The sequence below is a fragment of the Crossiella sp. CA198 genome (assembly GCF_052078295.1).
GTDB lineage: Bacteria > Actinomycetota > Actinomycetes > Mycobacteriales > Pseudonocardiaceae > Crossiella.
In genome coordinates this window covers 255616-278786 of sequence record NZ_JBQJIM010000004.1, presented here as the reverse complement: position 1 = coordinate 278786, position 23171 = coordinate 255616, and the positions used below count along the sequence as shown (strand labels likewise).

Annotated in this window: 5 protein-coding genes and 1 pseudogene (1 of these 6 running past the window's edge); 3 read left to right on the top strand and 3 right to left on the bottom strand. The window is 71.9% G+C overall.

The genetic code is table 11. The features are described 5' to 3' along the window. Positions 1 to 10: 10 nt before the first annotated feature. From ACTOWY_RS08385 to ACTOWY_RS08375, 3 genes are all read right to left on the bottom strand, one after another. Positions 11 to 1783, bottom strand: a complete 1773-nt coding sequence (locus ACTOWY_RS08385) for an ATP-binding protein (RefSeq protein ID WP_441309036.1) — start codon at positions 1781 to 1783, stop codon at positions 11 to 13. Between the two features lie 10 nt (positions 1784 to 1793). After that, positions 1794 to 2489, bottom strand: coding sequence for a response regulator transcription factor (locus tag ACTOWY_RS08380; protein ID WP_247765023.1), 696 nt, complete (start codon positions 2487 to 2489; stop codon positions 1794 to 1796). A gap of 74 nt (positions 2490 to 2563) precedes the next feature. Then, on the bottom strand, positions 2564 to 3190 hold the full coding sequence (locus ACTOWY_RS08375; protein ID WP_247765022.1) for a helix-turn-helix transcriptional regulator: 627 nt from the start codon (positions 3188 to 3190) through the stop codon (positions 2564 to 2566). A gap of 303 nt (positions 3191 to 3493) precedes the next feature. Here ACTOWY_RS08375 and ACTOWY_RS08370 point away from each other — a divergent pair, with 303 nt between their 5' ends. The 3 genes and pseudogenes from ACTOWY_RS08370 to ACTOWY_RS08360 all read left to right on the top strand — a co-directional run. Then, complete coding sequence (locus tag ACTOWY_RS08370; RefSeq protein ID WP_247765021.1) at positions 3494 to 4300, top strand: spherulation-specific family 4 protein; 807 nt, start codon at positions 3494 to 3496, stop codon at positions 4298 to 4300. Positions 4301 to 4449: 149 nt separating this feature from the next. Beyond that, positions 4450 to 4776, top strand: a pseudogene (locus ACTOWY_RS08365) (WXG100-like domain-containing protein); the annotation flags it as partial. A gap of 1752 nt (positions 4777 to 6528) precedes the next feature. Then, positions 6529 to 23171: the 5' portion of a protein-glutamine glutaminase family protein gene (locus tag ACTOWY_RS08360; protein WP_441309130.1), read on the top strand. The gene runs 14392 nt beyond the window's last position; the window shows 16643 of its 31035 coding nt (coding positions 1-16643); its start codon is at positions 6529 to 6531; its stop codon lies off the right edge, out of view.

Below are 23171 nucleotides of genomic sequence, written 5' to 3'. Positions count from 1 at the left end.
CGCCGGTGAGTCAGTGCTGGACCGGCAGCACGACGCGGAAGGTGCTGCCGCGGCCGACCTCGCTGGTCACCCGGATCGTGCCGCCGTGTGCCTCCACCAGATACCGGGTGATGGTCAGCCCCAGGCCGCTGCCGCCGGTGCGCCTGCTGCGCGACTTGTCCGCGCGCCAGAACCGGTCGAACACGTGCGGGAGATCCTCGGCCGCGATGCCGATCCCGGTGTCGGCGACCTCCAGCACGGCCTCGTGCTCGTCGACCCGGCCGGTCACCACCACCTCGCCGCCGGGCTGGGTGTAGCGCAACGCGTTGGACACCAGGTTGCCCAGCGCCTGGCGCAGCCGGACCGGATCCGCGGTCAGGTGCAGCGGACCGTCCACATCCGTGCGCAGCGCCACCTCGTTGCCCTCGGCCAGCACCCGGTGCGCGCTCACCACGTGCTCGATGACGTCGGCGGTGTTGATGGGTTCGGGGTGCAGGCGCAAAGTTCCTGCGTCGGCCTGGGCCACGTCCTGGAGATCGTCGACCAGGCGTTCCAGGAACAGCGATTCCTCCAGCAGCATGGCGGTCAGCTGCGGGTCTGGGGCGGCCAGTCCATCTTGGACCGCCTCCAGCCAGCCGGTGATGTTGCCCACCGGGGTGCGCAGTTCGTGCGCGACATCGCTGATCAGCGCCTGGCGCTGGGCCTCGGTCAGGGTGACCCGGATGGACATCAGGTTGAAGGCGCGGGCCAGTTCCCCGATCTCGCCCCGCGCGGTGGTGCACACCCGCGCCTCGCGGTCGCCCGTGCCGAGGCGGCGGGCGGCCTCGGTCAGCTCCCGGATCGGCCGGACCAGCTGGTTGGCCAGCAGCCAGGCGGCCGCACCGGCCAGCACCAGGATCGCCGTCATGATCAGCAGGATCCGCGGCAGCCGGTCGAAGCTCAGCACGGCCGGGGCCGGGATCGCGGTGGGGGAGAGGTAGAGCAGGGCGGGCGGCGCGACCGATCCGGCGAGCTGGTCCCGTCGCGCGGCGGTGAGGCAGTCGGCGACCTGCGTGGGCGAACCCGGCGGCGGTGGGGTCAGGAACCATCGCGAGTTCGCCGGTTCGGCCCAGTTAGTGTCCACAGTGGACGCTGGGAACCCGTTGCGCCGCAGGCAGTCTGTGAGCTTATCGAGCAGTGCGGCATTGGTTGCCAGTTCGCCGGGGGTGGACCGCGTCAGCTGTCGCGGGTCCGGCAGGCAGGGAGTGCCCGGCGTGCTCCAGGTGACCCGGCTGCCGTCGGGCTGGACCAGGTGCGGGCGGCCCGCCGGATCGACCTCCATCCGCAGCCGGGTATCGCAGCGCGCCGCGGCGCCGGCGAGCTGCCACAGCCGCTCACCGTCCACTGTGGACAGCTGGTACGGGCCGAGCGCCCTGGGATCGATGGCCGGACCGGGTTTGACGGCCTGGTCGACGTGCAGTGGATCGACCAGCGTGCTCGGCGCGGCCAGCGGCACCGCGGCCGCGGCGCCCTCCGGCGCGTTGTCCGCGATGAACTGGCCATCCTTGCCGCGCAACACGATCTGCCTGCCGGTCTCGGCCCGCAGCGAGTCCAGCACGGGCTGGATCCTGGACCAGTCCTGGTGCGTGGCGGCGTAGTCGAGCAACCGCTGGTAGAGCTTGCCGTCGGCCTCGATCGAGCGGGACTGCTGCTCCGGCCCGGTGGCGACGGTGGTGGTGAGCAGGGTGGTGGCCACGATCGAACCCGCCGCGATGACCAGGCACACCGCGAAGAACCGAAGCAGCAGAGTGTTCCGGCCGGCCATGGGGTTCGTCTCAGTCCTTGTCGTCGGCGAGCTTGTACCCGATGCCGTAGACCGTCACCAGCAGCCGGGGCCGCCGCGGATCGATCTCGATTTTCTTGCGCAGCTTCATGATGCGCACGTCCACCGCGCGCTCGGTCATGAACTCGGTGCCGAAGGCGTCCTCGATGAGTTGTTTGCGGGTGAACACCCGGTTGGGCGCCGCGGCGAAGATACTGAGCAGCCGGAACTCCGCCGGTGTGATGTCCACCCGCTGGCCGCGTACGCAGACCTTGTGCGCCACCCGGTCCACGGTGATCTCGCCGACGCTCAACAGTGGACTGTCGGTGGCCTCGGCCGGCCGTGGGCTGGTGCGGCGCAGGATGCTGCGCACCCTAGCCACCAGTTGCCGGGGCCGGAACGGTTTGGTGATGTAGTCGTCGGCGCCGAGGTCGAATCCGGTCAGCACATCGGGTTCCATGGACCGCGCGGTGAGCAGCACGATGGCCACATCGGACTCCGCGCGCAGCCGGGCGCACACCTCCAGGCCGCTGAGGCCGGGCATCATCACGTCCAGCACGATCATGTCCGGCTTGAGCTGGCGGGTCCTGGTCAGGGCGGACTCGCCGTCGAAGACGACCGACACCGTGTGCCCGTCGTGTTCGAGGTACCGGCGGATCAGTTCCGCCTGCCGGGAATTGTCCTCGGCCACCAGAATGTCCGCGCACATTGCCGCAGTATGCACGGGCCGAAGTGGCAGCGCCCGTGCCGAAACGGGACTGTCACACTTTCGGTCGGCGCTGATCAGCACACCCCGGCGCGGACGGCGAAGGCGACCGCCTCGGTGCGGTTGCCGAGGTTGTACCGGGTCATCATGCGATAGAGCACATTCTTGACGGTGCGCTCGGAGTAGCACAGCTTGGCGGCGATCTCGTCGGTGTCGAATCCGTCGGCGAGCAGGGTGAGCACATCGACCTCGCGCTCGGTCAGTCCGGCCGCGGTCAGGCCGCTGGGCGCGAGCACGTCCTGGTGAATCCGGGCAAGTTCGCTGACCAGCGCGCCCTGCAGCTGCGCTGGGAAATGCGCGTTGCCCTGGCGCACCGACAAAATCGCCTGGGTCAGGCGCAGGCCGTCGATCTCCTGCAGCGGCAGCACGGCGGCCAGGCCGCAGGAGAGCGCGTAGGCCATGGTCCCGGGTTCGAGGTGGTCGGTCACCACCACGCAGCGCGTCGGGGGCGTGGCGGGTAGTCGCGGGTAGCAGCGGTGCAGCGCGGCGAAGGACGAGCGGGTGACCACGTGCTCGATGAGCAGCACCACCTCCGCCGCGGCGAGATCCACGTGTTCGAGGTCCCGCGCGCTGCGCACGAGGCCGACCGATTCGGCTCCGATCAACTGGTCCGAGGCCAGCACCGCGACCTTGGTGGTTCTCATCTCGGCTCCCGAGGGGTGAATGGGAAATCGAATACCGCCGCTCCTCGCTTCCCTTGGCCGAAGGGCCGCTCCGCCGATACTTGCACGGACCAGGTCCCGGCCAGCGAACTTGACGGGAAGTGGTCATCGGTTCTCCACAGTTGCCCGAGCGAACATCGTCACGGGCCGGGGGAATAGTGAAGCAGTTCTGCCCGAACGTTCTTCGTACATCGATTCAGGCAGCACTCTGGTGAATCCTGGATTCGTCATTCCCGAGCGTGACCGGCGATCGCGGCCGCCACTGTCCAATCCGGAGGAAGTGTGTTGCAGCTCAACGGGTCCTGGCGCGGCGGGCTCCTGGTTCCCGCGTACTTCCAGCCCGACACCGCGCCCGCGGACTGGCGGCGGCTGACCGGCGCGGTGGGTCCGGAGTGCGCGGTGGTGCTCAATGTGGACGGTGGCGCGGGCCCCCGGCCGGAGCCGAAGCTCCAGTGGATGGTGCAACAGCTCAAGTTCGCCGGCACGCGGGTGCTGGGCTACGTCGACACCAGTCACGGCCGCTGCGCCCGGGAGCGGGTGTACCGGGAACTGGTCCGGCACCGGGCCTGGTACCGGGTGGACGGGGTGTTCTTCGACCGGGTGCAGGGCACCGCGAACCGGTTGCCGTTCTACCGGCAGCTGGCTGGGATGTCCCGCAGCGCGGACTGCGCGTGGCTGGTCCTCAACTGCGCGGGCTACCCCCATCCGCGGTACCTGGACTTCGCCGACCTGGTGCTGCCCTTCGACGGCCCGATGAGCCTGCACGAGAACCTGGAGGTGCCCGCCTGGGCGGAGCAGCTGCCACGGGAGCGGTTCGGCCGCCTGGTCAACGACACCCCCGAGTTGCTGACGGAGCAGGTGCTGCGTGAGATCGCGGCCGCCAACGCCGGCTGGGCCTACGTGACCGAACAACGCGGCTGGCAACCCTGGAGCAGACTCGCCAGCACCCTGCACCAGCAGCTGTCCGCGGTGCGCCGCGGCGTGTTCGACCCGAAGTCACCTGCCTTCGGCGGATCGCGCCACCACCGCGGAACCCAACCCCTGGCCGGAGTACTTCAGGGCAACGGGGTTTCACTTCCGCGCTGGAGTTAGGCCATTCGGGTTGCCACGCCCACGATGCGCTCGTTCTACTGCCGGACAGGTCAATGGGTGAAGGGTGCGCGGGTGCCGATGTCGGGTGCGGGGCAGTCGGAGCGGCTTGACGCGCCGCGCCGCCTCCGCGCGAGCCGAGGCCCTCGCCGGTGACCATCGAGTTCGACCCCAAGTACGAGCCCCTGGTGATCCTGGTCGCCGGCTCGAAGGTCCCCAGGGTCAGCCCGAACCAGGCCCGCGCCCTCGGCGACGCCTATGAAGTCCTCAGTGGACTGGTCCGGGAACTGGGCGAGAACGTCCGTTCGCAGATCGGCTCGGTGGAGGGCGCGGTCAGCGAGCGGATGGGCAAGGGCTTCCGCGACTTCGTGCACAAGCTCGTGGAATCCTTGCCACAACTGGAAAAGTCCGTCCACGAGCTGTCCGGCAGCCTGCGCAAACTCGCCCTGGACGTCGAACAAGGCACCTACTCGATGCTCATCGAGATCATCTTCTTCGTCAACTCCATCCTCTGGGCCCTGGCAAGCCCGTTCACCGCCCCCCTGGTGCCCGGTTTCATCACCAGCGCCCGCTTCGCGATCGGCCGCATCGCCGGGAAAATGCACTGGGCCGCCCGCCTCCTGGCCGAGGCGATCGAGGAGGGCGTCGAGGAGGTCCTCCAGGACGTCGCCGTCCAGCTGATCCAGTTCGCCGAAGGCAACCGCCAGGCCTGGGACACCTTGAGTCTTGGCATGTCGGCTCTTGGTGGCGCGGTGGCAGGGGGCGTCGCGGGCGGCATGCATATTGGCATGAACAACTGGCGGCCCAATGTTGGGAACTCCCTTCTTTTCCATGGTGCCACCGAAGCTGTGGCCGACGTCGCGGCGGGCGCCGTCGGCGCGGCTGCCAGTGGTGGCGGTTTTGATGATTTGTGGGTGGGCGCGGTTGGTGGTGCGTTCAGTGGTGGGGCGGAGAAGGGGGCCAGTGGGGTTGGGGATCGGATTGCCGGGTCGCTGCATGGGCCGTCCATTGTGGATGGTTTGGATGCGGGATCCATTGGGGGAGGGGGGCTTGGTGGGGGTGGGGTTGGGGGTTCGGGGGTAGTTGGCGGGGGCGTTGCCAAGGGGGGAGATCGGGGCGTTCTGGGGGGTGGGGCGGGGAGTGTTGGGGAGAAGGAGGGTGGCGGGCATCGGGGTGGACCGAGCGGGGGGCCGTTGGGGCCTGGGGCGTCGCCGGTGTCGCCGTCGTCGCCGGGTGGGGTTTCGGGGCCGCCCGGGGGAGTGGGCTCATCGCCGGTAGGAGCGGGATTGCCGCCCGTGGGTGGGAGTTCGCTGCCGGGCGGAGCGGCTTTGCCGCCTGGTGGCGCCAGGTCGTTGTCGGGGGGAGTGGGTCTGCCGCCTGGTGGCGTGAGTTTGCCGCCGGGAGGAGTGGGTCTGCCGCCTGGTGGCGTGAGTTCGTCGCCGGATGGGGTGTCGGGGCGGCCAGGGAGTGTCTCGTCGTCGCCGGGTGACGTGGGGTCGCCGCCGGGTGACGTGGGGTCGCGGCCCGGTGAGGTGGCGGCGCCTGGCGGGGTGGGGTCGTTGCCGGGTGATGTGCCGTCGCAACCGGGGGGCGTGCCGTCTCCGCCTGGCGGTGCGCCGTCGTCGCCTGGAGGTGTGGGGTTGCCGCCGGTGGCTGAGGTCCCGGCTCGCCCCGATGCGCACGCACCGGCGCCGGCCGCGGGTCCGTCGGCGCCGGTCGCGGGGCCGCCCACTCCCGTCGCGGGACTGCCCGTTCCGGTTGCGGGTCCGTCGGCATCGCTCGGGGGTCCGCCCGTTCCGGTTGCGGGGCCGCCTGTGCCGGGGGCGGGTGTTCCCGGTGCCGACGTGTCCGGGGCCGTCCAGCCGCCCGTTTCGCACCCGCGGGCGCCTGAGCCCCAGCCAGACCAGTCGTTGCCGGGCGTTTCCCCGCGGCAGCCGGATGGGCTGGCTCCGCGAGGTCAGACCGATGAGTGGCAGGCCACTCAGTCTGGTTCGGCTCGCGGGTCGGCTGAGTGGCAGGCCACTCAGTCTCGTTCGGTTGGTGGGGCGGGTGAGTGGCAGGCCACTCAGCCTGGGGCGGTTCGTGGGGCCAGTGAGTGGCAGGCCACTCACTCTGGGTCTGGCGGGGTGCTGGGGGCGTCGGGTGGGTCGTCCGTGGCGCATGGGGGGCCGCCGTCGATGGTGGTGGATTCGCCGGTGTCGGTGCCGGGGCCGAGTGCGGCGGCAGGGACGGTGTCGGAGCAGTCGGCCGGGCAGCGTGGCGCCTCGCTGCCTGTTGCTCCGCAGCCTGGCGCCTCGCAGTCAGCTGGCCTGCAACCCACTGGCCCGCAGCCGGAAACCCGCAGCGGCCCGGAACACAACGTCCGCAGCAGCACCAACCCCACCCCGGCCGACAGCCTCCGCACCGACAGCCTCCGTATCGACAATCTCCGCACCGACGTGGCCACCCCGCACATCGCGCACGCTCCGCCCGGACTCGCGCCCCGGACCGAGACCGATGTGCCGGCGGTGTTCTCCGGCAACGGGCCCGCGGTGAGTCCGAGCGCCGCTCCACCCCTCAGCCTCGAAGCGCTCGCCGACACCGGCTCCGACAGTGACACCGGCCCCGCCCCGGAAACCGAGGTCGCGTCCGAGCCGAGCACCGCCCCCGCCGCGAACATCCAAGCCCCGGCCCTGGTACACGGGCGCGAGCAGCTCGCTGGGGCTGCTGTGGAGCAGCGGGCTGGGTTTGAGGTGCGGCGGGCGGTGCAGGATGGGGTGGCGACCACTGAGGTCACTGTTGTGGTGGCGGTTGATCCGGCGGGGCGGAGTGGCGAGCAGGGTCGGCGGGAGTTGTTGCGGGAGGCGCGGGACGATGTTGACGCGCGGCTCAACAAGCCTGGGCTGAGGCTGCCCAACGGGGACTTGCTTCGCTTCCGGGTGGTTTCGCAGAGCCCGGAGACCGCGGTTGTGCATCGCGTGGCGCGCCTCGACGCCGGTCCGCCGCTCGCCAAGGATCTGTTCGGGGTGGTTGAAGGCGGTTACCCGAAGGGCTTGGCGCAGCTTGTCGCCGAGGTGCGGCCCGGACCCGTCGGCCCGCCCGTCACCGCCGGGCCCCAGCCGGAATCCGCAGCGGCACCCGTGGCCGCGCTGGAATCCGCGACCGCGCCCGTGGCCGGTGACCCGGTGGAAACGGGCGCGCCGCCGCCATCAGACCCGCCTGAGCCGGGTGGCGACCACGACGGCCCCCTCACCGCGCAGCAGCTCCGGGACGGCCTGCCGCGCTACCTGCGAGACAGCCGATCTCTCGGCGCCGCCCAGCAGAAGGAGCACGCCCGGGGCACCGCGCTGGACGTCGAGGCGCGGTTGCGGCAGATCGCGCCGCAGGTCAAGAAATGGGATGGCGCCAAGGAAATCGGCGAGATGTTGGCGCAGGACATGGCGGGCACGCTGGGGGATGGGCTCCGGGTGCGGGTGAAGGGGGATGGGAAGTACTACCAGTTGCGGATCGCCTCGCGGTTCGACTGGGCCGGGGATGGGTTGCGGGACAAGGGAAAGGCCGGGTACCACCTCGAACAGGCATCGAAGTCCAAGGTGAGTTCCGCGGTGCGGGAGGCGGATCGGCGGGACAACAACATCGCGCCGGTGCTGCGATTCACCGGGCTGCCGGGGGTCATCGTGCAGGTGGTTCCCTCCGTGCAGTCCGCGCCGACCGAGGAGGTCGGCAGTGAGTTGCGGCAGGAGCTGGGTGGGTCTGCGGAGATCGAGCATGGCTCGCCGCATGAGGTCTCCGTGCCGTTCCGGGTGGAGTTCGGCCTTTACGACGACGCGGGGAACCTCGTCCGGTCGCCGGTGGGCGGGCCGGTGGTCACCGCGGACGCCGAGGTCACCCTGGCCATGCCGGTGGATCTCGGCAGCCGGGACGGTGCGGGCGCCAGGGTGTTGCGGGCCGAGCGGGCTGGCTGGGGTGGGGTGATTCGGCCGGCGCGGGCTCGGGCGCTGGCCAAGCTTGGGGTCAGTCCGGTCGGGCGGGCCGAGCGGCGGCGGCTGCTGGGGGAGGGCGGACAGCGGTCGGCGCCGAGGCTGGTTCGGTTGCCGGGGCACACGCTTGTGGAGTCCGTTGTGGTCAATCGTGGGCCGCAGCCCACTGACATCCCGACCTTCGCCGATCAGGTCATCGAGAAGCTGGGCCCGCGATACGCCGGGGCGACCGCGATCGGGTCTGAGGGGCGGGAGGCGATCCAGGAGTTTCTCAGTGCGGGCAATATCGCGGCCAAGTTGCGGGCGATGGCGCTCTACGACGACCGCGATCCCAGCGACCCGCCCGAGGTGCGCACGCGGAAGGACGAGGCGTACCAGGACAAGAAGTGGATCCGGTCGCCGGTGATCTTCAAGGGCAAGAACCGGGGCGGGTTCGAGTGGCGGCAGCGCAGCACCCAGCTGGAGATGCGCGCGGTCGCCCGCTGGGTGCGGGTGGACCAGACCAAGAGCGGCGTCAGCATCACCCAGCGCACGCACGAGCACTACGAGCACACCGGCAAGCAAGGGGTGAAACGCCGGTCCGGGGTACACGCCTTCCTCGGTGGCGGCGCCGAGTTCGAGCCCGCGTTCACCGCGGCGGGCGGGCTCACCTCCGACGCCACCCTGGAACAGGGCGCCACCGGCGGGGTCACCGGGTCCACCGCGGCCAAGGAAGCGCTCAAGATCACCGGGGATGCCGTTCGGTACGAGCTGGTCTACGACATTGAGGTCCGGCAGGTCGGTCGCAACGGCGAGCAGCCGTGGCGGTTGCGCGGCAACGTCGGCGCCGTGCAGTGGACCACCGCCCGCGAGGCCGGGTGGGCAGGGCTGGTCGAGGCCGATCCCCAGGACACCGAGTTCCGCTCCGGCGCGGACCGGACCCGTTTCGGGCCGCGGGAGTTCGAGACCGGGCAGGCCGTCCTGGGCATGGTGGAGGAGGTCAGCAGCGGCCAGCTGCTGGCGCGGGCGCTGCGGCCGCTGCTGGGTGACGTGCCGCTGCAGAAGGGCTGGTACCTCAACAAGGACAAGCTCATCCGGTCCTTCACCGACCCCGACATCAAGGACGGCCAGCTCACCTCCAAGGCACTGGCGGCGCTGGAACGGGGCAAGGCGCTGACCTTGGCGCTGTCCGAACTGGAGATCAACCGCCTGACCAACCGGCTGATCGGCCCCGGCCTGCACGTCCCAGTCCGGCGCGCCGGGTACTTCCACGACTACCGCACCACGATCGTGGTCAAGGCCGAGATCGGCGCCATCAAGGAAGGCAACCCGCTCACCGCCGAGGAGTTGCTGGCGATCTACCGGGCCAAGGACGTCACCGGTGTCGACAGCGGACACGGCCGGGAGACCGGACTCGGCGGCGGTCCGCAGGGCCGCCTGCTGGGCCCGCTGGGCAAGACCGGTGGCACCGAGGCGTTCGGGGCGCTGTACTTCGGCGCCCGCGGCGCGCGGACCTGGGCGCAGGAGACCACGCAGACCTTGGGCGGCAAGCACAACGTCGAGCGGTGGCGGGGCGGCTCGCTCACCGAGCAGGGCAAGCTCGGCGACCGCCCGGTCCGCCAGTTCCGGGCCGAACTGACCATCACCAGCGAGATCCACGCCGACCGGCGGCACACCCAGGCGATCCGCAAGATCAGCTTTGGTCGCCGGGGCCGGCACCTGCCCGCGCACGCGCAGCTCACCGCGCCCGACCCGATCACCGTCCCGCTGCGGATGGTGCTGCCGGAAGTGTTGCTCACCAACGGGGATCCCAATCAGGAGCAGGCGATCCAGCCCCGGCCCAACCGACCGCTGGCCGACGCGCCGGCCCCGCACGCGCTGCCCGCCGCGCTGTCCCGCTCCTTCGACGATGTCGAGATCCTCGCCTTCACCGGCGCGGCGGCGGTGCAGCGTTCGGCGGAGGAGATGCTGAGCCTGGCCACCGAACGGGATCCGGTGGTGCGCTCGCGGGTCGGGGACATCGCCTACTCGATCAACTCCCGGCTCGCCCCGGAGGCGCTGCGGCGGGACCCGCGATTGTTCAACCGCACCACGGTGATCGACTCGACCAAGCTGCTGCACGGCCGTCGCGCGGCGGACCTCTTCGGCGCGCTGGGTGTGTCCTTCCGGCCCCGGTTGTCCGCACGGCAGGTCAGCGCGGCGGAGTACCAGGAGGTCACCCGGCAGCTGGAGAGTTCCAGCAAGGCCACCGGCGGCGCCGGGACCACCGACCGCTACGGCGGTTACGTCATCGCCGTGCCCGTGCTGACGAGCGCGGGTCACTCGGAGACCGACGGCGGCGTCCGGGTCTCGCCCCGGGGCGTCTTCGGGGTCTCGGCCTCGGCCTTCACCGTCGAGCGCGGCGAGTCCCAGGCCGTGAACCTCAAGGGCGGGGAGAAGATCGCGCTCCGCGAGCTGCCGACCAAGGTGGTCCTGGCCCGCCTCGACATCGAGGCCACCGTGGTCGCGGAGGCGCGGTACCGGGGCAACCTCAGCTTCGGCCTGGCCGAGCCGGATCCGGCCCGGACCGCGGGCGAGGTCCTCGACCTGCCGGAGTCGGCGCTGGTCTGGCTCACCGAGGACCAGCTGCACGAACTGAGCACCGGGACCCCGCCGCCGCGGGAGGACGCGGCGACGCCCGCGGACCGGGGGATCGAGCCGCCGCCCTCGCTGCGGCCGGGGGAGTCGGCGGGGCAGTCGATCGGCCTCGGCGGCATCATCGAGCGGATCGACCTGAGTCCGCGGATCGCCGACCTCCGCGCGGAACTGGCCCAGGCGCCCGGCATCGGTCCCGACCTGGCGGCCCGGCTGCTGCCGGAGAGCAGCCTGGATCCCAAGAACGGCAACATCGACGCGGTCAAACGGTTCCTGTCCGAGGTCAACGGCGCGGTGCACAACTCGCTCAACGGCGGCCAGGCCAACCCGATCCGCGCTGAACTCCGCTTCAGCGGCCAAACCTATGAGCTGACCCTGGACGCGGCCTTCACCGAGGCCCCCGAACGCGGTGTGGTGCGCAACGTCGGCAAGCTCAAAGCCACCGTCAGCGCCGAATTCGGCGGCCAGGACACCAGGATCAGGGCGCGCACGCTGGTCAACGGCATGTTCCTGGCCCGCGTGGCGATGGTGCTCAGAAGGACACGAGGTCCCCGGGCAGGGGCGTCCTCGGCAGGCGAGGCCCGCACCCGCCACGCCGACGGTCAGGTGGGCGCGGGTCTCGGCGTGGAGATCGCGGCGGGGCGGCGGGGACGGAAGAAGACGGCAGAAAAGTCGGTCAAGCACAACCACTCCGGCACCTTCGCCGGGCCTGCCGCCGTGCACCAGGGCAGGCTGGAGCTGAACCTGCGGATCCAGCGGCACGGCCGCACGATCGCCGCGCTCCCGGTGACCGAGGACGTGCGGATCACCAAGATCGCGGAGGAGTCCTACCCGGCGCCCGAACACGGCGGACGGCTCGGCGCCACCGAGACCGGACCCCGCCCGGTGACCGGCACACTGTCCGAACAGGACCTGGCGACCTGGCGGGCACAGCTGGCCGACGGCACGCCCGCGCCGAAGCTGCCCGCGCTCGAGGGCTACTGGGCCGAGCACTACTTCGGCGATGTCGAGGCCCTGCGCGCGCAGGCCAGGGAGGTGCTGGCCGGGTCCGGGGTCCGGATCACCCCGAAGATCAGGCGCACGCTGCAGGCGGCCATCACCCCGGCGACCGTGCGCGCCGGACTGTCCGCCGCCGCCGACGGGACCTTCGCCGTGCCGCTGCCCGGGGGCGTCGACCGGGACCTGGAGATCCACTTCCGGCTGCCCGCCCAGCCGAGGTTCGCCGGCGCCAGCGCCAGTGTCCGGGTCGGCTCGTACACGACCTCCCGGCAGGCGACCGAGGTGACGGTCAAGACCGGCCAGGAGACCACGCTGGTCCAGAACACGCCGTTCGGCGCCGCCGGGCAGTCGACCACCGTGGAGCGGGCCACCGGTGTCGAACCCGCGCAACCCCCGAGCCGGACCCCCTTTGGTGACAACGCGGCCTACGCGCTGCGCCAGGGGCGGGTGCTCACCGGCCCCGAGTCGGACCGGCTGAAGGCCACCAGGCTCGACGAGGACGGCCCGGCCCACGACCCGCTGATGCCGTGGACGAACAAGGACGGGGATCAGCTCTCCCGGGTCCTGCTGGCCGGTGCGGAGTTCCGGGTGGTCGCGCGGCGCCGGTCCAAGCCCGCGTTCGGCGGGGACCGGGACCAGGCCACCTACCAGGACCTGCGGGTGCACGACGCCTACGCGCTGCGGGTGCGCGAGCCCGACGCCGCCGCGCTGACCGGGCAGGCCCTGCCGGACACGCTGGTCACCGCCACCAGAGACCTGGCGGACCAGGGAAAGGCGTGGCTGAGCGCGGAACAACGCCGGATCGCGGCGACTGTGGCGGCCGAGGAGGCCGGCCGCCCGATCGAGGCGGGCGAGCGGCGGCGGGCCAGGGCGAGCGCGGACCGGCTGCACGAACTCGACACCCGCATCCAGCGCCAGCAGGCCCACCTGGACACCGTCCGCGAGCAGTTCACCATCGCCAGGAACGCCGCGGCCGCCCGCCCCCGGGGGCTGTCCTCGGCCCGCCGCCAGCTGGAGCACCGGCGGCAGGCGTTGTTCAAGGCGGACACCGAACTGCGCCGGCTGATCAACCGCAAGCGCGAGCTGGGCGCGGTGGCGCTGGACCGGGGTGGCGTCAGCACGGCGGACAAGCGGCGCTACACCGAGGCGGTGGCCAGGGAACGCGCCGCGGTGGACGCCGAGCGCGCGGCGGAGCAGGCGTGGTGGGACGCCAAGGCGTTGTACGACAACGAGATCGCCGGGATGTACGCGGCGGAGAGCGGTCGGCGCGCCGAGGTGGCGGAGCAGTCGGCCACCCCGCAACTGCCGCCCGGCGCCCGGGTGCCGCGCGCGCCACTGCCCGCGCCCGCGGTCGCTCGCGCGCATCAGGCCGTGGTCCAGCTGCTGGCCGAACCCGCGGTTGACGGCGGCAGGCTGCTCGGCCAGCTGCACAGACTGATGGGGCTGCCCGACTCCGGCAGGCTCTCCACCCGCCTGGCCGAGGTGCTCTCCGCCGCGCACGACGATGGGCGGCTCTCCACGGCGAACTACCAGCGCGCGCTGCAGGTCATGGGCCGGATCACGGTGTTCCCGGCCGACCCCGCCGCGGCACGCCCGGTCGAGTCGACCGCCGTGCCCGCTGACGAGTCCCCGGCCGACCTGCCGGAGGTGGCGGAACTGGCGCGGGAGGTGGGGACCCGGGTCCGCACCGGCGATTTCGAGGGCGCGGTGACGCTGCTCGGCGGGCTGAACCGGGACCTGCAGGCAATCCAGGCCGTGACCGATGCCTACCGGTCGGCGTTCGACCGCGACCTGTATGCGGACCTGCTGGCGTCCAGGCCGGCGGAATCGGCCTACCTGGATCACCTGCTGGGCCGGGTGAACCCGGATCCGGTGCCGCTGGAGCAGGCCCAGGACTGGTTCCAGCGGATGCGGGAGCTGACCTTCGACCACCCCCGCTCCGGCGCCCTGACGCTGCCGCACGACTACCCCGAGGACGGGTGCTACTTCCGCGCGCACCGCATCTCGCTGGCCCTCTGGCAGCTCGGCGCTCAGCCGCACAAGATCTTCGCGGCCGGGCCCGACATGGAGCTGCGCGTCACCACCGCCGAGGACGCCACCAACGACCAGCCGGTGGACCTCCCGCTGGACTTCCACGTGGCCACCACGCTGCTCGTGGACGGTCCGCGCGGCCCGTCCTGGGCGGTGTTCGACCCGACCGTGGGCCCCGGCGGGCTGCTGACCGTCAACCAGTGGCTCGCCGCGATGAACCTGGCCCCGGGGGCCGTCCGGCGCTACGCGGGCACCACCGAATCCGTCCGGCAGCGGCTGATGACCGAGCGCGCGCAGAATCCGGGCGGGTGGGAGGACGACTACCCGGTCGACACCCCCATCGCGGTGATCACCGGCGCCCGCACCTACGAGTTCGCCGAACTCGTCGAACCCATGCCCACCTCCTTGCGCCGGGCCGACCAGGAATTCCGCAGCGACGTCGAGAACATGCGCAGCTACTACGCCTTCGCCGCACGGCGGCGGGTGAATCGCGCGCTGGCCGATGTGGCGGCGCGGGTCGACCTGGCCCAGCGGACCGGCCACCAGGTCGACGTCCAGGACGTGCTCGACTCCCTCGCCGCCATCGCCGAGCGGGAGCCCGTCGGCCGGGCGGGGCTGCTCGGTCGCGAACCAGAACCGTTGGCACGACTGTACGAACTGCTGCCCGAGTACCAGGAACAGATCGAGGACGCGCTGGACCCCGTGGCGGACAACGAGTCCAGCACCTCGGGCGAGTCCGACGTATCGATGGTGGACACCGCCGACGAGGCGTCGTGGACGCGGTGGCTGGACCAGGTGGAGTTCGCCACCGGGGTGCATCGGCGCGGGCGGACGAGATCCCAGCCGGGTGAGTGGCGGTGGGAGCCGGTTCCGGGGCAGCCGGGGCGCAGGCGGGTGGTGCACCTGTCCGAGCCGGTGTCGGAGCGGTCGGCGTTCGAGGTGTGGCGCGGGCTGATGAACGATCAGCCGACGACCGTGGTGACCGTGCGGGTAGACCTGGATCCCGAGGGGCGGCACGGCGAGGCCGTCCGGGACGCGGTGCTGCGGGACGCCCGGCGCGGGGTCGACCGGTATTTCAACCGGGATGCCGATGGTGGGCCGCGTTTCCGGCCGAACGGTGATCGGTTGCATTTCCGGTTGGTGCCGGACAGCGAGGACGGGCACCGGCATGTGGTGACGATGGATCCGGGGCGTCCGGTTGATCAGAACAACTGGCATCCGGGGCAGTCGCCGGTGACCGGGGCGCACGAGTTCGGCCACATGCTCGGATTGGTGGACGAGAACGGGGCCCAGCCGGGTGAGCTGGACGTCGAGGGCACGCTCATGGGGGACTACACCGCGGTCGAGCCGGGTGCGGTGCGGATGCCGGACCGGTTCTTCCAGCTCGCGGAACTGGCCATCGGTGAGGTGCCGTTGTCCGGCCAGGAGATCGCGGCGCCGGTGCCGGGCCCGGTCACCCGGCAACTGCCGGGCGGTGCGCGGGTGCCGCGCGCGCCGCTGCCTTCGCCCGCGGTCGCTCGCGCCCACCAGGCCGTGGTCCTGACGCTGGCCGAGCCCGCGGTCGACGGCGGCAGGCTGCTCGGCCGGCTGCACCGCCTGATGGGGCTGCCTGACTCGAGCAGGCTCTCGACCAGGGTGGCCGAGGTGCTCTCCGCCGCGCACGAGGACGGGCGGCTCTCGACGGCGAATTACCAGCGCGCGTTGCAGGTCATGGGCCGGGTCAGCGTGTTCCCGGCCGACCCCGCCGCGGAGCGTCCGGTCGACTCGACCGCCGTGCCTCCTGGCGAGCAACCGGTCGACCTGGCGCAGGTGGTGGAACTGGCGCGGGAGGTGGGGACACGGGTCGAGAACGGCGACTTCGAGGGTGCGGTGACGCTGCTCGGCGGGCTGAACCGGGATGCGCGGGCGATCCTGGCCGTGTCGGAGGCATATCGGGTGGAGTTCGGCCGCGACCTGTACCCGGACCTGCTGACGTCCCGGCCGGAGGAATCCGGCTACCTGAAACACCTGCTGGGCCAGGTGAATTCGGATCCGGTGCCGCTGGAACAGGCTCAGGACTGGTTCCGGCGGATGCGGGAGCTGACCTTCGACCACCACCGCTACGGCGCCCTCCCGCTGCCGCACGACTACCCCGAGGACGGGTGTTACTTCCGCGCACACGGCATTGCCCTGGCCCTCTGGCAGCTCGGCGCCGAGCCGCACAAGATCTTCGCGGCCGGGTACGGCGCGCTGCACATGCGGCTCACTACCGCCGAGCACGCCACCAACAACCGGCCGCTGCCCGTCCCGATGCACTACCACGTGGCCACCACGCTGTTCGTGGACGATCCGCACGGTGGTCACTGGGCGGTGTTCGATCCGACCGCGCACCCCGACGGGCTGCTGACCGTCGAGCAGTGGCTCGCCGCGATGAACCTGGACCCGCGAGACGCCAGGCATTACCAGGGCACCGCCGAAGCCGTGCGGGATCAGCTGATGACCGAACGCGAGCAGAACCCGGATGACTGGCACGACTACTACCCGACCGTCACCCCCGTGGTGGCGATCACCGACGCTCGTGCCTACGCCTTCGCCGACCTCGTCGAAGCCGAGCCGATGTCCTGGCAGCGGGCCGATGAGGACTTCCGCGAGGACGTCGAGCTGATGCGCAACTACTACACCCTCGCCGCGCGGCGGCGGGTCAACCGCGCACTGGTCGACGTGGTGATGCAGATCTGGCACAACCGTGCGATCGGCCGTGCGGTCGACGTCCAGGCCGTGCTCGACTCGCTGGAGAACCTCACCGATCGGGAGCCCGTCGGCGGGGAGGGCGTGCTCGACCGTGAACCAGAACCACTGGTGCTGCTGTACCAGCTGCTGCCCGAGCACCGGGAGCAGATCGAGGACGCGCTGAACCCCTGGGATGAGGAGTCCAGCACCTCGGGCGAGTCCAGCGCGTCGACGGAGATCCCCGCCACCGAGGCAGGCCACGCGGGGTGGCGGAACCGCCTGGCGCAGGTGGAGTTCTTCCCAGGGGCGCACCGGCGCGGACGGGTGCGGACCCAGCCGGGTGAGTGGCGGTGGGAGCCGGTTCCGGGGCAGCCGGGGCGCAGGCGGGTGGTGCACTCGTCCGAGCCGGTGCTGGAGCGGTCGGCGTTCGAGGTGTGGCGCGGGCCGATTCACGGTCAGCCGACGACCGTGGTGACCGTGCGGGTCGACCTGGATCCCGAGGGGCGGCACAGCGAGGCCGTGCGGGAAGCAGCGTTGCAGAGTGCCAGGAGGGGGATTGACGAGTACTTCAACCGGGACGCCGATGGTGGGCCGCGGACCCGGCCCAACGGTGATCGGCTGCATTTCCGGTTGGTGCCGGACACCGCGGACGGGCACCGGCATGTGGTGACGATGGATCCGGGGCGTCCGGTCGATCAGAACAACTGGCATCCGGGGCAGCATCCGACGACCAGCGCGCACGAGTTCGGGCACATGCTCGGCCTGGTGGACGAGAACGGGGCTCAGCCGGGCGGCCCGGACATCGCGGGCACCCTCATGGGGGATTACACCGTGGTGGATCCGGGTGCGGTGCGGATGCCGGACCGGTTCTTCCACTTGGTGGAACTGGCCATCGGTGAGGTGCCGGCCGCCGGTCAGGAGGCCGCGGTGCAAGGCCCGGTCACCAAGGTGCTGCCGGACGGGGCGGTCGTGCCGAAGGCCCCGCTGGGCACCGGGCTCGGCCCGTTCAACCGGGCGATGACCTTCGAGCTGCCCCAGGCGCGGCGGGACCCGATGCGTGACGCCGACGAGGAGGTCCTCGGCATCGCCCTGCCCACCAGGAAGGGCGATGACCGGGTGGCCAGGTCGTGGGCGGAGAGTACCACCGCCCATCCGGTCCGCGATTACCACACACTCCACAGTGGACAGTCCGCTGTCATCCACCGCGCCCAGTGGGACAGCGCCGATCCCGCCCGCAAGCCGATCTTCCTCTACCTGCACGCGGGTCCTGAGCGCTTCCGGGCTGCCACGCACCAGGGCACCCTCCGGATCGACGGCGCCACCCTGGCCGACATCGCGCTGGCCGACCCCGACTTCCAGCGGGCGTTGCGGGAACGGCCGGACGCGCCGATCGTGTTGCTGGCCTGCGAATCGGGGCAGCGCAACGAGTCCGGTGGCGGTGGCTACGACTTCCGTCGGCGGCTGACCGAACGCGGGCAGCACCGGCGGGTCTTCGCGCCGACCCAGCCGATCAACCTGGTGCCGGCCTTCGCCGCGATCAACGTGGACAACGGTGGCGGGTTCGTGGAGATCGCCGAGCACGCGCTTGCCCACCGGCCCAACTTCACCCGCGACTACCGGACCGAACCCGAGGGCGTGTCGCTGTTCGAGTCGCTGCGGCCGATCGCCGTGGAGCCGTTGCCCGGCAACGACTTTCCCGCCGCCGGCCGGCCGGAGAGCGGGTTCAACAGGCAGGATCGGCCGGACTTGCGGATCGCGCGGGACGGGACGCTCGCGCTCAACGGCGGCGAGCCCGCGAACGAGGCCAGGGAGTTCTTTGCCACCCCGGAGGTGCTGGACAGGGCTCGGGAAACGTTGCGGCGGCTGGGCAGCCGGATCGAGTTCGAGGTCCAGGACTCCCGGGTGATTGTCGGCGACGAGCAGGTGCTGCACCGGGTGACGCCCAGGATGCCGGCGGAACTGGCCGAGGCCGGCCGGGACTTCGCCGGGCTCGTGCACGGCGCCCAGACTGACACGTTGCTGTTCCGCGAACCGGGTGGTGCCAACGCGATCGCGCGGGTCAACACCGATGACAACCTTGAGATGCCCGGAACCCTGCACCTGGCCGAGGGCTTGGCGGAGAGTGTGGCACGGGACGCGGTGTCCGAAGTGGATGCTGACTCGGCAGCGGCATTCGCCGGGCGGGACACCCGGCAGGTGGGCGGTATCCCCGGCGGGCCACTGCCCGGACGCCGCTACGGCGGGATGTTCGGCCACCCGCCCGAGCGGGCGCGGATGGCGGAGGCGGCGCGCCGGGCCGGGCTCAACCAGTTCGCCTGGGCCAAGCCGGGGGAGCTGTACGTGCGGGTGTCGGTGCCGGACGGGCGGACCGCGGCCGGGTACCACTTCGCCACGGTGATCGCCGAAAGCGCCGATGGCCGCACCCAGGTCACGCTGGAGAACCACGCGCACGCCGCGGAGTTCGAGGCCGCCGTCCGGACCGCGATCAACGAGAACCTGGCCCGGCACAACGGGTTCGAACGGATTGCCGCGGCTCTCGGCACCAGGGTGGAGCTGGCCCGTGAGGCCGGGGACACTGCCGAAGCGCGGCGACTGGAGCGGCACCGCGTGCTGGCGAACGCACTCGGCGCGATCGCGGACACGGGCTATGACAACGCGACCCCCGAGGCGCGGCGGCGGGCCTGGCAGGCGATGGCCGTCGAGCTGAACGTGGTGCCGGGCCCGCAGCGCTGGCACTTCAGGATGTACACGAAGGAACCTGGGGAGTCCTTCTTCGAGCAGCAGGCGGCGCACGCCAACCCGCTGGTCACGGTGGCATTGGGCGGAGTGCACGAGCTGGACCCGGTCGGCGTCTGGTTCGAGCAGGGGCAGCGCACCGTGCCCGCGCAGGCGGGCGGCGGGATCCGGGCGGGCGCGCGCGAGGTGGCCCGTGCGGCGGTGCTGCGCGCGGAACTGGGACTGCCCGCGCCCGAGGTCACGATCACCGGCTACGGCAACGGCCGCCGCGGCTTCCTCGGCGTGGGCACGGCCAGCCCGGCCGCGCGACAGCGCGCCGAGCACGTGCAGGCGGCCTACCGGGCGGCACTGACCGCGGAACTCGCCGCGCTGCAAGGGAATCGACCCACCGTGGCGGCCGGGGACATCAAGATCCGCACCCGGACCGGCGACGGCGTGGGCACGCATGAGGACCGGCGCCGGGTCACCATCGAGGTCTCCTTCGCCTCGCCGCGGAGCACGGCGCAGCGACAGGCCGAGGCCGAGTACGACCGGCTCACCCACGGGCTGCCCGACCTGACCCTGCCGACCGATGTCGTGCGCGCCCGGATCGCCGAGTACACCGCGCTGGCCGCGGACGGCAGGCTTGAACACCACGCACTGCCCGACGGGGTCCGGGACCAGCTCGCCGCACTCCAGGAAATGCTTGCCGGGCAAGGGGATCCGGCGGTCGGGTTGCGGGTGCGCGAGTTCGTCACCGAGGCGCTGCTGGCGGCGTCGCTGACCCCGGCCAGGGACCTGCGTGAGATCAGGCCGATCAGCTCCGCCCGGCTCCCGCAGCTCCTCGACGATCTGAACACTTCCCTTGCCCGGGGCGAGGATCCGTTCACCCAACCCACCTCGCTGGTGCACGGCCTCGCCATCCCGGCGGCCGAACTGCCGGTGCGCCTGGCCGTCCTGGGACAGGTGAACCTCGGCGCGGGTGTCAGGGCGGCGGTGGCCGGGACGCCGTTGTCCACCGCGTTGCGGGCGAATCCGGCGGCGCTCACCGAAGCGCTGTTCGCCGGTACCGGCCACGAGGAGCAGTACTTCCTCACCACCTGCGTCGCGGCCGCGGTCAACACCGGTGTCCGCACCAGGACGCCGGGCCTGCCCGCCCTGCTGCACCTCGGCCGCACCGTGGCCGCCGCCACCGAGAACCGCATCGGCCGGGTCCCCGCCGAGATCAGGAATGCCCGGGACCGGCTGTTCGGCCGCACCCAGGAGCAGATGACCAGGAAACGGGTCGCGGACGCACGGGCCGAGTTCGAGGCCATCGAAGGGCGGGCGCTGGAACTGGTGGTCGCGGATCAGCGCGACCCCGGTGTGCGCCGGGAATGGCGGGCGCTGACCGATCGCTGGGCCCGGTCAATGCAGAAACTGGCCGCCGCCGAGCTGAACCGGCCCACGGTGCCGGTGCTCACGCCGAAGGTCCGCGAGGGTGACTGGGTGGGCAGCGCGGTGCTGGCCGCGCCACTGCTGGTGGACCGGGGCGCGCGCAGGCTCACCGGGGTCGACCAAGAGCAGTATGTCGCCAAGATCCAGGCGCAGCTGGCGCTGGAGCCGGACGGCACGTTGTTCGGCACCACCGATCTGCTCGACGGCAGGCAGCCCCGGGTCGACCTGGCGGCAAACCTGGCGACGGCGGGGGAGCGAGCGGAGTTCTGGCGGCAGGTGGCCGCGGGCGACGGAACCGTGCTGGACACCCCGATCCACGCGGCCTACCTGCGGGCGACCATTGTGGACGGTCAGCGGGCCTTCGTCCTCAACGACCCGGAGTTCGCCGACCCGATCAGCATGACTCCGGCGGAGCTGGCGGCCTGGGCCGACCGGGAGAGCGCCGGGGTCAGCGCGACGTTCTTCCCGCACGCCGGGGACGACACCCGGCGCACCACGCAGCGGCACCTCGGCGGCCCCGGTGGCTTCCTGCGAGTGCCCGTGTCCCGGGGGTGGGCCGGGGCCTTCTTCCCCACCGAGGAGACGCCGACTGAGCTGGGCGCGGGCCCGCGCGCGCCGATCCTCGCGCGCCGATCGGCGCCCGCTGACGGGACCACCTCGCGCGGGTACGGCGTGGACGAGCACGAGTTGCGCGCGGTCGCCGTGCACGGGGTCCTGCCGGACCGGATCGACGACTGGGACCCGGCCTGGCGGACCTCGGCCGAGCCGCTGTACCGGTACGACCTGGCCCGTCCGGAGCAGGTGTTCGCCGACGGCTTCGTGCCGCACGACCGGGTCAACTACGACCTGATGTCCCGGGTGGTCGCCGACAACGACAGCGTGTACGTCTCGCTCACCAGCGACCCGGAGCTGCACCGGCACCCGCGGACCGGCGGGCTGTACCACGGCCGGTTCCGGTACGAGATCCAGGCGCCCGGCGGCATCGTCGTCAACGACACCATGCTGGCGCATTCGCCGCTGCACGAGCACGAGGCGGAGATCGCGTTCGCCGGTGGGGTGCGGCCGCGTTTCATCCGGGGCGCCCAGGAGATCACCGCCGACGGCGGGCTGGGCGAGTTCCGGCCGAACCCGGGCTTCGACCCGGAGATCGCACCGGTCGCCGACGAGCAGGACGAGGAGTCGGAGTTCGACCCGGCCTCGGATCAGGAGTCCGAGTTCGACCCGGCCTCGGACGAGGACGACTCGAACGAGCCGGTCGGCGAGGACCCGGAGTTGGAGGCCGAGCTGGCCGAGTGGCGGGGCTTCGGCCTCACCCCTCGACCGGGCCTGCGTTCGGCGCCCACCATGCCGGGCCTCGCCCTCTCCGACAGTGACTCCGACAGCGACCCCGGGTCGGTGATCTTCGTCGGTAGCTCTGGCGGGCCGGTGACGATTGGTACCGGAGCTGGTCTGACGACTGTCGGCGCCAGTCCGGACAGCGACAGCGACACCGCCTCGGTGGCCTCCGCGGGCAGCCGGTCGACGGTGCGCGTCGCCCAGCCTGGCGGTGGGGAGCACGGGGTGAACGCGAACACCGCGGGCGGCCTCAGCTTCGGCGCGACCGGCGCGTCCGAGAACGACCAGTGGGACGAGCTGCACCAGGCGCTGCCCTCGGTGTCGCAGCGGGCCAAGCCGTTCTACGTCTACGCCACCGGCCAGGGCGACCGGTTCCTGGTCGACGGCGCGCTGATCGACGGGGCCGAACTCGCCCGGCGGGTGCGGACCTCGCCGTGGTTCCACTTCCTCGCCGACCACCACAAGGTGCCGGTGCGGCTGGCCGCCGCGGATCCGGCGGATCCGATGGGGTCGCGGCGGGCCGCGCGGGAGTTCGCCGAAGCGTTGCGCGGCAACGGGAAATACCGCAAGATCAGCGCGGCCACCGACCGGCTGGCACTGGACGCCGCCGGCGTGGCGACCGCCTCGTTCGACCTGGTGTCCGTGGCTGGACCGGACGATCTCCACTGGCACGAGCTGAAACGCGAGCACGGCCAGTCCTTCGGCATGGCCTTCGCCGCCGAATCGGCGGACAGGCTGGCCGACACCACCGACTACCGCCTGCGGGCGGTGGCCACGGAGTCGGTCGACGCCGCGGGCGCCTGGCAGCGGGAGTACACCACCCAGGTCTGGGCCCCGGCCACCGACGGCGACCGGACGCGGCCCGTGGTGCTGATGGTGGGCAGCTCCGGCCCCGAATTCACCGTGCGCCTGGACGACGAGTCCCTGCTGCCGGTCACCCCGGAACACCTGGCCTCGCTGCTGCACCGCTCCTCGATGTTCCAGCAACTCACCGGCGGTCCGATCCGCCCGCCACTGCTGGTGATCGGCAAGGACGACGCGCTGGCCCCCGGCGCGAGGGGCCTGTCCAACGCCCG